We start from the raw sequence: 12,393 nt of genomic DNA on the forward strand, positions 1-12,393 counted from the left end.
CGGGGGCTCCTGTCCTGAAGGTGCCGGGCAGCTCGATGCCAGGCCAAAGGCCTTCCGGCGGCACCGACGGGGCGGCAAGGTAGTGATCACGAGGACGGCGGCGGGCCCAGCGCCCGGACGCACCAAGGACCCGCTGCCCTCCGCCCGCACGCCGAGCCCGCCCGAGAAACGAAGGAACACCATGTCGCGCATCACCAGCCGCCGCGCCGCCGCCGAGCCCGTCATCGGCTGGGGCTGACCCATGATGCGCGTGGTGCCGCCTCGCTGACCTGAGTCTTCGCACGCTGACCACAGGATCGCGAGGAGCACAGCGCTCCCGACCCCTGGCCGACGTCACCGAGCACGGCACCGGCCTCCGCCTCTTCGTACGCCCCGACGCCGACGCACCCGCCCTCGCGCGGACGCGTCCGCTCCGGCCGCGCCCGGCACACCATCGCCGCCCCGGGCCACCCGCCCGCCGCCGGCTGATACGGCGCACCCGACTTCTTCCCCATCCCTTCCCGGGGCACCGCCATGCCCCTCGTCAGGAGTACCCTCATGCCCACAACCGCCCTGCCCCGCACCGTCCGGACCGGCCTCGCCTCCCTCGTCGTCGCCGCCGCGCTGACGGGCCTCGCCACCCTCCCCGCCCAGGCGAACGAGTTCACGGACATGGCGACCCTCGCCAAGAGCCAGAACGGCAACGGCCCCTGCGCGGGCGGGGGTTACGACAACGGACTCAACCAGAACAACAGCTGCGACGGGCACGGCGGCCAGTCCCACGCCTGGTGCGCGGACTTCGTGGGATGGGTCTGGTCCCACTACAACGTGCAGGGCCAGAGCGTGCTCACCGACGCCGCGGCCAGCTTCTACCAGTACGGCCAGAAGTACGGCACCCTCTCCAGCACCCCGCATGTCGGCGACGCCGTCGTCTACGGCTACAGCAACGGCTGGGCCCAGCACGTCGCCCTCGTGACCGGCGTCAGCGACGGCGTCGTCACCATCACGGGCGGCAACCAGGGCCACTCGGTGAACCCCGAGGGCATGGTCTCCACCAACTCGACCACGTCCTACCGGGTCGGCGACGCCCCCTGGGGCCAGCGGATCAGCGGCTACATCTCGCCCAAGCTCCAGCAGGCCACCCCGCCCCGTGTCTCCCTCTCCGGCGCCACCGGCACGGTCTCCGGCGTCGCGAACCTGACGGCGACCACCTCGGCCGGCACCTACGACGTCGCCTCCGTGCAGTACTACGTCGACGGCGAGGCGGTCAGCGGCAAGATCACCAAGGCTCCGTACGGCTACGACCTCGACACCAGTGCCTTCCCCGACGGCAAGCACATCGTGTCCGCCGAGGTCACCGACGTCAACGGCAATACTGGAGCCTCCCGCAGCCAGATCATCACCTCCAACGGCGAGGCCACCTCCACCTTCCACGCGGACTTCAACGGCGACGGCAAGGGGGACATCGCCGTCCTGTACGACTACGGGCAGGAGTCGGACGGGACGTTCCACACCGGCCTGTGGACCTACCTCAGCAACGGATCGGGCTTCAACCAGCCGGTGAAGGTCTGGGACAACGTCTCCGCGAACGCCGGTTCCTGGAACTGGGACCGCTCCAAGGTCACCACCGGTGACTTCAACGGTGACGGCAAGGACGACGTCGGCATTCTGTACAACAACGGCGAGCAGACGGACGGCAGTTACAAGACGGCGCTGTGGACCCTCACCAGCACCGGCACCGGATTCACCGGCCCGTCGAAGAAGTGGGACAACGTCTCGGCGAACACCGGCTCCTGGAACTGGAACCGGTCGAAGGTCACCACCGGTGACTTCAACGGTGACGGCAAGGACGACGTCGGCATTCTGTACAACAACGGCGAGCAGTCCGACGGCAGTTACAAGACCGCGCTGTGGACCCTCACCAGCACCGGCACCGACTTCGCCAACCCGTCGAAGAAGTGGGACAACGTCTCGGCGAACTTCGGTTCCTGGAACTGGGACCGCTCCAAGATGGTCGCCGGCGACTTCGGCGGCGACGGCAAGACGGACATCGGCGTCCTGTACGACAACGGTGAGCAGTCCGACGGGAGTTACAAGACGGCGCTGTGGACGTTCACCAGCACCGGTACTGGCTTCGCCAACCCGTCGAGGAAGTGGGACAACGTCTCGGCGAACTTCGGTTCCTGGAACTGGGACCGCTCGAAGGTCACCACCGGTGACTTCAACGGTGACGGCAAGGCGGACGTCGGTGTGCTGTACGACAACGGCCAGACCGAGGACAGCCGCAACAAGTCGGCGCTGTGGACGTTCACCAGCACGGGTACCGACTTCGCCAACCCCTCCCGCAAGTGGGAGTCGGGCACGGGCAGCTGGAACGCCGACACCAGCAAGCTGACCGCCGGTGACTTCGACGGTGACGGCAGGACCGATGTCGGGGTGCTGTACGGGTACGGCCGTCAGGACGACGGCACCAACCGCACGGGTCTGTGGAAGTTCTCCAGCACCGGCACCGGCTTCAACGCCCCGGTCATGTCCTGGGACAGCGCCGCGGGCTTCGGCAGCTGGAACTGGAAGGCCAGCAAGCTCGGCTGACGCAGCGAAGAGGTGAGGACCGACGCCCGGCCGCCGCCGGAACCCCCGGCCGGCCGGGCGTCCCGCCCCACCCCCGTTCGCACCACCGCCACCTACCCCACCACCGCCCTCACCGGCCCCGCCCGCCCCAGGAGAGACCCCGCCATGTCCCGCCGCTCCCGTCTGCTCGCCGCCACCGCGCTCGCCGCCTCCGCCGGTATCGCCGGCACCCTGCTCACCGCCGGAACGGCCACCGCGGCCTCCGTCGCGACCTGGGACAAGGTCGCCGCGTGCGAATCGGGCGGCAACTGGTCCATCAACACCGGCAACGGCTACTACGGCGGCCTGCAGTTCTCCCAGTCCACCTGGGAGGCCTACGGCGGCCTCGCCTACGCCGGGCGCGCCGACCTCGCCACCAAGAAGGAGCAGATCCTCATCGGGGAGAAGGTCCTCGCGAGACAGGGCGAGGGCGCCTGGCCGGTCTGCGGCCCGGCCGCGAACCTGGGCTCCGACCACACGGACCCGTACCCCGACCCGGTACCGCCCACCTCGAAGGTCACCGGCCCCGCTGCCGGCTCGGTGCTCACCGGCACGGTCACCCTCACCGCGTCCGTGACCGACGCCGTCGGCACCCCGACCCAGGCCACCTTCTACGTCGACGGCGACGCCGTCGGCACGGACACCGGCCCGGGCCCCGCGTACAGCGTCACGCTCGACACGGCGACGCTCACCGACGGCGCGCACACGGTGACCGTACGAGCCGTCAACGACGCCGGACAGACGGGTCCGGTCTCGGACGGGGTCTCCTTCCTCACCGCCAACCGCGCCGCGACCGCCCGCACCACCGGTGACTTCAACGGTGACGGCAAGGACGACATCGCGGTCCTCTACAACAACGGCCAGACCGCCGACGGCGGCTACCGCACGGCCCTGTGGACGTTCACCTCCACCGGTTCGGGCTTCGGCCAGCCCGTGAAGAAGTGGGACAACGTCTCGGCGAGCTTCGGGTCCTGGAACTGGGACCGCTCCAAGGTGGTGGCCGGCGACTTCAACGGTGACGGCAAGGACGACATCGGCGTCCTGTACAACAACGGCGTCTCCCAGACCGGCGGTTACGGGACCGCGCTGTGGGCGTTCTCCAGCACGGGCAGCGGCTTCGGCAACCCGTCGAAGAAGTGGGACAGCACCACGACGGCCGACTCCTGGAACTGGGACCGCTCCAAGGTGGTCGCCGGTGACTTCAGCGGCGACGGCAAGGACGACATCGCGGTCCTCTACAACAACGGCCAGGCCGCCGACGGCACCAGCAGGACCGCGCTGTGGCGGTTCGCCGCCACCGGCACCGGCTTCGACCAGCCGGTGAAGGTCTGGGACAACGTCTCGGCGAACGCCGGTTCCTGGAACTGGGACCGCTCGAAGGTGACCACCGGTGACTACAACGGGGACGCCAAGGACGACATCGCCGTCCTCTACAACAACGGCCGGGCCGCCGACGGTTCCTACCAGACCGCGCTGTGGACGTTCTCCAGCACGGGCGGCGACTTCGCCAACCCGTCGAGGAAGTGGGACAACGTCTCGGCGAACGTCGGCTCGTGGAACTGGGACCGTTCGAAGGTGACCACCGGTGACTTCAACGGTGACGGCAAGGCGGACGTCGGTGTGCTGTACGACAACGGCCAGACCGACGACGGCCGCAACAAGTCGGCGCTGTGGACGTTCACCAGCACGGGTGCGGACTTCGCCAACCCCTCCCGCAAGTGGGAGTCGGGGACGGGCAGCTGGAACGCCGACGTGAGCAAGGTGACCGCGGGCGACTTCGACGGTGACGGCAGGACGGATGTCGGGGTGCTGTACGGGTACGGCCGTCAGGACGACGGCACCAACCGCACGGGTCTGTGGAAGTTCTCCAGCACCGGCACCGGCTTCAATGCCCCGGTGATGTCCTGGGACAGCGCCGCGGGCTTCGGCAGCTGGAACTGGTTCTCCAGCGACCTGGCCTGACCCCGGGCGCCGGCCCCGGCCCGCCGCTCACCCGTACCACCCGGCCCCGTCCCACGCCACGGCGTGGGGCGGGGCCGTTCCGCGGGCCCCCGTCCGCCGTCCCCGTTCAGCGGGCTGGGATCAGGTCCCCGGTCAGCGGTACCTCCGGCCGGCCCGTGTTGTCCACCACGGCCAGGCGGGGGCCGGCCGGTTCCGGGTGCCACTGGCCGCCCACCAGGGGCAGCAGCGCGATGTTCGGGGTGGGACCGGCCGTCCAGTCCAGCGGGCCCGCGATGGTGTCGAGCCGGGTGCGGGCGACGGCGTCGGCGACCGAGGCGCGGTCGGCCGGGTCGGCGGCCGTGGCCAGGGCGTGGTGCGCGGTCTCCAGCAGGGCGTGCGCGAGCCCCAGCGGCTGGAGCCAGGACGCGCCGGTGTCCTCCTCGTAGGCACGGGCCAGTTCGGCGCACGTGCCGCCGTCCAGGCTGGAGCGGTAGGGGTGGACGGGGCTCCAGTAGACGAGCGTGGCCACCCGCGCGTCACCGAGTTCGGCGTGCACGTCGGGGGCGGGGGTGGTGTGGGTGTGCGGATAGGTCAGCCAGCGTGAGCAGGTGATCAGCCGGGGCTGCAGTCCCGCCTCACGGGCCTGACGGTGGAAGAGGGCCAGGTCGGTGGCGGTGGACGCGCTGGTGACCAGGTCGGCGCCGTGCTCGCGCAGGCGGTCGGCCTGGGCCCGCAGGTCGCCGGCCGGCTCGTGGTAGGCACCGAGGTCGGTCAGCGTGTGGCCCCGCCCGGACAGCACCGCCTCGAAGCCGTACCGCTCGTGCCGCAGCAGCCGCCCCTGGAGGTCGTCGTTCCACAGGCAGCCGACGGTGGCCCGGGGGGTGACCCGCTCCCACATCCCGGCGAAGACCCGGGCGATGTCGTCCAGGCCCCAGGAGAAGTGGTACGTCCACCGGAACCGGTGGCCGGGACCGGCGCCCCGCGCGTGCACGTACGCCTGCCAGGGGAACGTCGTCGACACGCACGGCACCCCCGTCTCCTCGCAGGCGTCGGCGACGGCGGGCAGCACCCGGGTCCCGGCCATGGTCAGCACGATCCGGGCGCCGTCCTCGTCCGCCAGGTCCCGCACCGCCTGCCGGGCGGCCCCGGGCTCCGAGCGGCTGTCCCGGACGGCGACGGTCACCTCGTGGCGCCGGCCGCCGTTGCGGACGTGCGCGAGGCGCGGCGCCAGGGCGCGCAGTACGTAGGAGAGCGGCGCTCCGAGCGGGGCCAGGCGTCCCGTCAGAGGAGCGACGACGCCGATACACAGGGGAGGTGGGGCCATGGTGCTGTCCTTCGCGGGGTTGCCTGCCGTGCGGTACGGGATCACCGGGGACAACGACGAAGCGGAACATCGGCTTCGGCCCGCCGGGGTGAAAAATCCCAGGTGAGAAGGGCACGCGCTGTACGAGTTTCCCAGTACCGGCAGTAACATGATCACCTTGTTCCGGGTGTACCAGTCAGTCAACTAGGTGCCGTCCCCGGACGGCACCCTGCCCGGAGAAGTCCATGTCATCTGTCAATGACGCGTTGGAAAACGCGCGCTTCACCTACGAACAGCACATGAACACGTGCCGCCAGTGCCGTGCCGACGCCGCGCCCTGCGCCGTGGCCAAGCATCTGCTGCGCCTGTACAACCTCGCCCGCCGGGACGCGATGCGGGCCGCCGGTCCGGACGCGCCGACCGTCTGACCGGCACGGAACGCTTTTCACCCGCCGCAAGGAGGGAACCCGGCCGCCTGTCCCGTCCTCGAGAGACACAGGAGGCCACCGTGACGGACCCGCACGGTGACCGGCCCGATCCGGTCACCCAGCACGCCCGCCCCGACTTCCCCTCCCAGGACCAGCCCCACCCGGGCTGGACCGGCCCCATGGACCCGCCGCCCGACCACGGCGAGGAGTCCTACCGCGGCGCCGGCCGGCTCGACGGGCTGCGGACCGTGATCACGGGAGGGGACTCCGGCATCGGACGGGCGGTGGCGCTCGCCTTCGCCCGCGAGGGTGCCGACGTGCTGTTCACCCACCTCGCCGAGGAGGAGGACGAGGCGCGCGAGACCGCCCGCCTGGTCGAGGACGCGGGCCGCAAGGCCGTCGCCGTGTCCTGCGACATCAGGGAGGAGGACAACTGCCGCGCCCTGATCGCGCGGGCGGTCGACGAGTTCGGCCGCATCGACGTCCTCGTCAACAACGCCGCCTACCAGATGTCCCAGCCGGACGGCATCGAGGCCATCAGCACCGAGCAGTTCGACCGGGTGCTGCGGACGAACCTGTACGGCATGTTCTGGCTGACCAAGTTCGCCCTGCCGCACATCCCGGCCGGCGGCTGCGTCCTCAACACCACGTCCGTACAGGCCTACCAGCCCAGCCCGCACCTGCTGGACTACGCGATGACCAAGGGCGCCATCGTCACGTTCACCCACGGGCTGGCCCAGATGGTCGCCGAGCGCGGCATCCGGGTCAACGCCGTCGCGCCGGGCCCGGTGTGGACCCCGCTGATCCCCGCGACCATGCCCGACACCGCGGAGTTCGGCAAGCAGAGCCCGCTCGGCCGCCCGGCCCAGCCGGCCGAACTGGCGCCGGCCTACGTCTATCTCGCCTCGCCCCAGGCGAGCTACATCACCGGCGAGATCCTCAACGCGACCGGCGGCACCCCGCTGCCCTGACCGGCGGCCGTTCAGCCCGGGAAGGGCGGTTCGGCCAGGAGCTCCCGCAGCCACTCGGCGCTCTCCTCCGCCCCCGGCGCGGTGCCGGGGGCGGAGGGGAACATCCGGCCCCAGGAGGCGGCCCGGCCGAGCGCGCTCAGCCGCCAGGCCAGTCCCGCCGCACGCCGTAGCCCGGCCGTCGTGCGGCCATCGCCGGTCCACGGCTCCAGATAGGCGTCGAGCAGCCGGGGCAGCACCTCGGGCCCGTAGCGGTCGCGGGCCCGCTCGGCGGGGACGCGCAGGCTGCAGAACGGGTGGGTGACGGCGGCGTCGCCCCAGTCGAAGAAGGTGAACCGGCCGGGTGCCGGCCGCAGCAGCTGGCCGTCGTGCAGATCGGCGTGGTCCAGCGTGTCCGGGATGCCGGCGGCGGCCAGTTCGGCACACCAGTCGACGAGCCGGGGCCGCAGCGCCTTCAGCCGGACGCGCTCGTCCGGGCCGAGCGCGGTGTTCGCGTCGAGCAACCGGTCGAACACCACGGGCAGGTCGGCGGTCCGCGCGGAGGGCACCCCGAGCCGCTCCATCTCGGCGGCGCGCGCCACCAGGTCGCGCTGCATCCCGGCGTACTGGCCCAGCAGCGACTCCCACTCGCGCGGCTCCACCGGCTCCCGGTCGAGCACCGCCCGGAACAGCTGCCCGCCGTCGGGGAGCAGCACCCAGCCGCGCCCCGCGTCGACGGCCAGCGGGCTGAGCACGTGTTCCGGCACCCAGCGGGCCAGCGCGGCGGTCAGCGGACCCTCGAACGCGGCACCCGGCGGAGTCGCCTTGAACCAGACGGCGCCCTCCCCGGCGACGGGCACCCGGACAAGCACCGACCAGGGCCGCAGCCGCACCCGCAGCGGGCCGTCCACGCCGAGTCCCCGCTCGGTGAGGTGCCCGCCCACCCAGTCCAGCACCGCCGTCCGCCAGGACTCCGTCTCCCACGGGGTCACGGCGTCCGGGTACGCTCCCCGGTCCACCATCGCTGTGTGTTCGTCTTGCATCGCCCCATCCCAGCAGCGCCCACGAGGGCGTGGCCAGCGATTTTCCCGGGGTGGGGCGCGGCGCGTCAGTCCTTCACCGCTCCGCCCAGGCCCGAGACCAGGCGCCGCTGGACCAGCACGAAGAAGACCAGCACCGGGACCGTCATCACCGTGGACGCCGCCATGACACCGCCCCAGTCCGGTTCGTCGGGCTTGTAGAAGACCAGCAGGGCCATCGGCAGCGTCGACTGCGACGTGTCGCTGATGATGAAGGACTTGGCGAACAGGAAGTCGTTCCAGGCGGAGATGAAGGAGAACACGCTCGTGGCCACCAGGCCCGGCAGGACCAGGGGGAGCAGGATCCGCCACAGGAACCGCGCGCGGCTCGCGCCGTCGAGGTACGCGGCCTCCTCCAGGGACTCCGGAACGGCCCGTACGAACCCCCGCAGCATCCAGACCGCGAACGGCAGCGAGAAGGCGATGTGCGGCAGGATCAGCGAACCCAGCGTGTTCAGCAGGCCGAAGTCCCGCATCAGGAAGAACAACGGGATGGTGAGCGCCTCCACCGGGACCATCTGGGCCACCAGGAACATGATCAGCAGGGTGGTCCGGAAGCGGAACCGGAAGCGCGTGACGGCGGTCGCGGCGAGGAACGCGATCAGCGCGGAGGCGACGACGACGCTCCCCGCGACGAGGAGGCTGTTGACGAAGTACCGGCCGAACTCGTGCTGTTCGAACACGCGACGGAAGGAGTCCAGGGTGGGGGAGGCCGTCCAGGGCCGTGGCTCGGTGGACTCGATCTCCCCGGCCGGCCGGAAGGCGCCGAGCAGCATCCAGTACAGCGGGAAGGCGACGACCGCGGCGACCAGCAGCGCGGTCGCCTCGGCGGCCAGCCGCCAGGGGCGCCGTACCGGAAGGCGTACGCGACTCACAGTTCCTCCCCTTGGCGGCGCAGCAGCCGCAGATAGCCGAGCGTGACGGCCAGCAGGAGCAGCAGCATCACGACGCCGATCGCCGAACCGAGGCTGTACTGCGAGGACGCGAACGCCTTCTGGTAGGCGTACACGTTCAGCACCAGGTTCTGCCCGGCGATGCCGCCGCCGCCCGTCATCACGTAGATCTGGGTGAACACCTTGAAGTCCCAGATCACCGACTGGACGGTGACGATGCCGAGGATCGGCCGCAGCATCGGCGCGAGGACCGAGCGCCAGATCCGCCACTGCGAGGCGCCGTCCAGCGCGGCGGCCTCCAGCACCTCACCGGGGACGGCGCGGATCCCGGCGTAGACCGTGATCATCACGAACGGGAAGGAACACCACACCACTTCGAGCAGCACCAGCAGGAACGCGCTGTAACGGCCGTACGTCCAGGAGAAGTCGCCGAGCCCGAGGAGGCGGTTCACCGGGCCGAAGTCGGGGTCGAAGAGGAACAGCCAGACGGTGGAGCCGGTGATCGTCGGTGTCGCCCACGCGCCCAGCGCGGCCAGCAGCAGCGCGAGCCGGGGGAGCGCGCGGACCCGGGTGAGCAGGACGGCGAGCGCGCAGCCCACCGCCAGCGTGCCGAGCACACAGGCCGCCGCGAAGCCGACCGTCGCCAGCAGCACCTGACCGAACTGGTCGTCGGCGAACAGGTCGGTGTAGTTGGCCAGGCCCCGGAAGCGGGTCGGTTCCCCGCCGCTGACCTGGGCCTGGGTGTACTCCAGGAACGAGATCAGCCCGAGCTGGTAGACCGGGTAGACCAGCAGGGCGCCGAGGACGGCGAGGGCCGGCGCGAGATAGAGCCAGGGGGTCCAGCCGCCGCGCGGGCGCGGGCCCCGGCGGCGGGAGGGCGTCGTAGCGGGGGCCCGCCGGGCGGCGGTCGCCGGGGCGCTCCGCTTCGCCGGGGGTGCCACCGTCGTCCGCCTCATCCGGCGGACCCGAACGCGTCGTCCATCTTCTTCGCCGCGTCGGCCGAGGCGTCCGCCACGTCCTTCCGGCCGCTGACGATCTCCTGGAACATGGTCGGCAGCACCAGCGAGGAGTCGATCTGCGCCCAGGCGGGCGTGACCGGCACGAACCTGGTGCCGGCGGCGAGGGTGTCGACGAACGGCTTGACGAACGGCTCCTTGGCGGCGGCCTGTTCCCGTACGTCCGTGAAGGTCGGCAGGAAGCCCATCGCGTCGAACAGCCGCCCCTGCGCCTGCTTCGAGGCGAGCCGCTTCATCAGGTCCACGGCGAGCGTGCGGTGCGACGTGCTCTTCAGCACCCCGATGTTGTTGCCGCCCGCGAAGGCCGGCGCGATCGAGCCGGCCTTCGCCCCGGGCAGCGGGACCACCGCGTACTTGCCCCTGGCCTTCCCGGCGTCCACGGCGGCGTGGCTGAAGTTCCCGCCGATCGCCATGGCGGCCTTGCCCGCGGCGAACGCGGTCACCGTGTCGTTGCCGGTCCAGCTCGCGCACTTGGCGGCGGGGCAGTTGTCGTCGCCGAAGAGGGAGGTGTACGCCTCGATGCCCGTGCGGGCGGCGGGAGTGCCGAGGGCGGAGGCGTACCGGCCGCCCTTCTCGGTGGCCAGGTCGCCGCCGTTGGCCCAGAGGAACGGCAGCGCGCCGTAGGTGTAGGCACCCCCGACGGCCAGGCCGTACAGATCGGGGCGCGCGGCGCGGACGCGCTTCGCGGTGGAGATCAGCTCGGCCTGCGTCCGCGGCACCCGCAGCCCGAGCCGGCGGAAGACGTCGGTGCGGTAGTACAGCGCCCGGATGCCGACGAAGTACGGCGCCCCGTAGACCCTGCCGTCCACGGTGACCGAGCGCCGGGCGGTGGGGTCGGTGTCCCGGGCCTCGCTCCAGGCGTCGAAGTCCCGGGTGACGTCGGCGAGTCCGCCGTCCTTCACATAGCCGGCGGTGTCCGTGTTGCCGTACTCGATGACGTCCGGCGCGGACTCGGGGCCGTTGAAGGCGGCCTTGACCCGCTGGGCCCGGGTCTCCACCGGGATGTACTCCACGGTGACCTCGGTGCCCCGGTGCGCCTTCTCGAAGTCGGCGAGGACCGCGTCGACGACGCGCTGCTTGGGCTGGTTGTCGACCTCCTGGAAGAGCCAGACGCGCAGGGTACCGGTCTTCTCGTCCTTGCCGGAGGAGGAGGTGCCGGAGGTCTGGGGCGCGCAGGCGGTGGCCAGGACGGCGGCGAGCGCGGTGAACCCGGCAAGGCGGACGGACAGCTTCATGGACTGCTCCTCCGATGAGGCGTTGCAGCATGCGCAATGATGGTTTCGCTGTGCACAACGCCTCGGAGGCTAAAGGCTGCGTTCACGCCCCCACAAGAGGTCTCCACCACTCTGTGACCACCCGACGCACACCGTGCAACGCCCAAGCGGACAAAGCGCCCGGAAAGCGCGTCAGCGCACCGGGAAACCGAAGGAGTACCCCTGCTCCTTCAGCCACGGCAGCAGGGTGCGCAGCGCGGCCACCGTCTGCGAGCGGTCACCGCCCGCGTCGTGGAAGAGGATCGTCGGGCCGTTGGCCAGCTCGCGCTTGACCGTGGCGATGATCGCCTCGCTGCCCGGCCGCTCGAAGTCCTTGGAGTCGACGTTCCAGCCCAGGGGCCGCATCCCGTGCGAGGCCGCGAGCTTCCGGCTGTAGGGGGTGAACGCGCCGCCCGGGGCCCGGTAGTACATCGGCCGCACCCCGCCCGACGCCTGGGTGATCTGCCGCTCCGCGTCGGTGATCTGCCGCGCCTGGTAGGACTCGGACTCGTGGTCCATGCCGGTGTCGTGCGAGACCGTGTGGTCGCACAGCCGGTGACCGGCGGCCACCACCTGCCGGACCAGATCGGGGTGCGCCTGAGCCTGCGGGCCGACCATGCAGAACGTCGCCTTCACGCCGTTGTCCCGCAGCAGTTCGAGCACCTGTGGGGTCCAGACCGGGTCCGGGCCGTCGTCGATGGTGATGTTGACCGCGTGCGCGCCCCCGTCGGAGGCGTGGACGATCGACGGGGACACGGGCGTGGCCTTCGGCGTGGCGGGCCGGGCGGAGACACCCGCCGCGGCCGGTCCGCCGCCGCTCTGCCCGGCCTGCGCCGACCACACCGACGTGACGGCGGCCACCGCCGTCACCCCGACCGCCGCCGCGATCACCCGGCCGTACCAACCCCGTCCGCCATGCCGTGCCATGTCCGCCCCGCCCCTTG

General features: G+C 71.5%; 10 protein-coding genes. 4 read left to right on the plus strand and 6 right to left on the minus strand.

Going from position 1 to position 12,393, the window contains the following annotated elements; all coding sequences use genetic code 11:
- The first annotated feature begins 537 nt into the window (after positions 1 to 537).
- Positions 538 to 2,571: an FG-GAP-like repeat-containing protein gene (locus HB370_RS36465; RefSeq protein WP_037702583.1), complete on the plus strand. Its 2,034-nt coding sequence runs from the start codon at positions 538 to 540 to the stop codon at positions 2,569 to 2,571.
- A 144-nt stretch (positions 2,572 to 2,715) separates the two neighbouring features.
- Positions 2,716 to 4,551, plus strand: coding sequence for a transglycosylase family protein (locus tag HB370_RS36470; RefSeq protein WP_030788415.1), 1,836 nt, complete (start codon positions 2,716 to 2,718; stop codon positions 4,549 to 4,551).
- 106 nt (positions 4,552 to 4,657) lie between these two features.
- On the opposite strand, the gene HB370_RS36475 is transcribed toward HB370_RS36470, so the two are convergent.
- Positions 4,658 to 5,854 (minus strand): ABC transporter substrate-binding protein, encoded by a 1,197-nt coding sequence (locus HB370_RS36475; RefSeq protein WP_030788418.1) that lies wholly within the window; start codon positions 5,852 to 5,854, stop codon positions 4,658 to 4,660.
- 224 nt (positions 5,855 to 6,078) lie between these two features.
- Here HB370_RS36475 and HB370_RS36480 point away from each other — a divergent pair, with 224 nt between their 5' ends.
- Positions 6,079 to 6,261, plus strand: a complete 183-nt coding sequence (locus HB370_RS36480; RefSeq protein WP_030788420.1) for a hypothetical protein — start codon at positions 6,079 to 6,081, stop codon at positions 6,259 to 6,261.
- A gap of 80 nt (positions 6,262 to 6,341) precedes the next feature.
- A complete protein-coding gene (locus HB370_RS36485) occupies positions 6,342 to 7,232 on the plus strand; it encodes an SDR family oxidoreductase (RefSeq protein ID WP_030788424.1) in 891 nt (296 codons plus the stop codon).
- A gap of 11 nt (positions 7,233 to 7,243) precedes the next feature.
- On the opposite strand, the gene HB370_RS36490 is transcribed toward HB370_RS36485, so the two are convergent.
- The 5 genes from HB370_RS36490 to HB370_RS36510 all read right to left on the minus strand — a co-directional run bounded on the left by HB370_RS36490 (position 7,244) and on the right by HB370_RS36510 (position 12,376).
- Positions 7,244 to 8,251: a phosphotransferase gene (locus HB370_RS36490; protein WP_030788426.1), complete on the minus strand. Its 1,008-nt coding sequence runs from the start codon at positions 8,249 to 8,251 to the stop codon at positions 7,244 to 7,246.
- Between the two features lie 65 nt (positions 8,252 to 8,316).
- Entirely contained in the window at positions 8,317 to 9,162 is an 846-nt protein-coding gene (locus tag HB370_RS36495; RefSeq protein ID WP_030788428.1) for a carbohydrate ABC transporter permease, read from the minus strand.
- Positions 9,159 to 10,136 (minus strand): sugar ABC transporter permease, encoded by a 978-nt coding sequence (locus tag HB370_RS36500; RefSeq protein ID WP_030788430.1) that lies wholly within the window; start codon positions 10,134 to 10,136, stop codon positions 9,159 to 9,161. The genes HB370_RS36495 and HB370_RS36500 overlap by 4 nt, the downstream gene beginning before the upstream one ends.
- Positions 10,133 to 11,431: an extracellular solute-binding protein gene (locus HB370_RS36505; RefSeq protein ID WP_030788433.1), complete on the minus strand. Its 1,299-nt coding sequence runs from the start codon at positions 11,429 to 11,431 to the stop codon at positions 10,133 to 10,135. The genes HB370_RS36500 and HB370_RS36505 overlap by 4 nt, the downstream gene beginning before the upstream one ends.
- Positions 11,432 to 11,602: 171 nt before the next feature.
- Positions 11,603 to 12,376, minus strand: coding sequence for a polysaccharide deacetylase family protein (locus HB370_RS36510; RefSeq protein ID WP_030788436.1), 774 nt, complete (start codon positions 12,374 to 12,376; stop codon positions 11,603 to 11,605).
- Positions 12,377 to 12,393 lie beyond the last annotated feature (17 nt).

Origin of the sequence: Streptomyces sp. DSM 40868 (genome assembly GCF_011820545.1) — a bacterium.
GTDB lineage: Bacteria > Actinomycetota > Actinomycetes > Streptomycetales > Streptomycetaceae > Streptomyces > Streptomyces eurythermus.

What these genes read in the sequence shown, in the direction of transcription:
- HB370_RS36465 (WP_037702583.1), top strand. Translation starts at nt 538, where the DNA reads ATGCCCACAACCGCCCTGCCCCGCACCGTCCGGACCGGCCTCGCCTCC.
- HB370_RS36470 (WP_030788415.1), top strand. Translation starts at nt 2,716, where the DNA reads ATGTCCCGCCGCTCCCGTCTGCTCGCCGCCACCGCGCTCGCCGCCTCC.
- HB370_RS36480 (WP_030788420.1), top strand. Translation starts at nt 6,079, where the DNA reads ATGTCATCTGTCAATGACGCGTTGGAAAACGCGCGCTTCACCTACGAA.
- HB370_RS36490 (WP_030788426.1), bottom strand. Translation starts at nt 8,251, where the DNA reads ATGCAAGACGAACACACAGCGATGGTGGACCGGGGAGCGTACCCGGAC.
- HB370_RS36500 (WP_030788430.1), bottom strand. Translation starts at nt 10,136, where the DNA reads ATGAGGCGGACGACGGTGGCACCCCCGGCGAAGCGGAGCGCCCCGGCG.
- HB370_RS36475 (WP_030788418.1), bottom strand. Translation starts at nt 5,854, where the DNA reads ATGGCCCCACCTCCCCTGTGTATCGGCGTCGTCGCTCCTCTGACGGGA.
- HB370_RS36510 (WP_030788436.1), bottom strand. Translation starts at nt 12,376, where the DNA reads ATGGCACGGCATGGCGGACGGGGTTGGTACGGCCGGGTGATCGCGGCG.
- HB370_RS36505 (WP_030788433.1), bottom strand. Translation starts at nt 11,431, where the DNA reads ATGAAGCTGTCCGTCCGCCTTGCCGGGTTCACCGCGCTCGCCGCCGTC.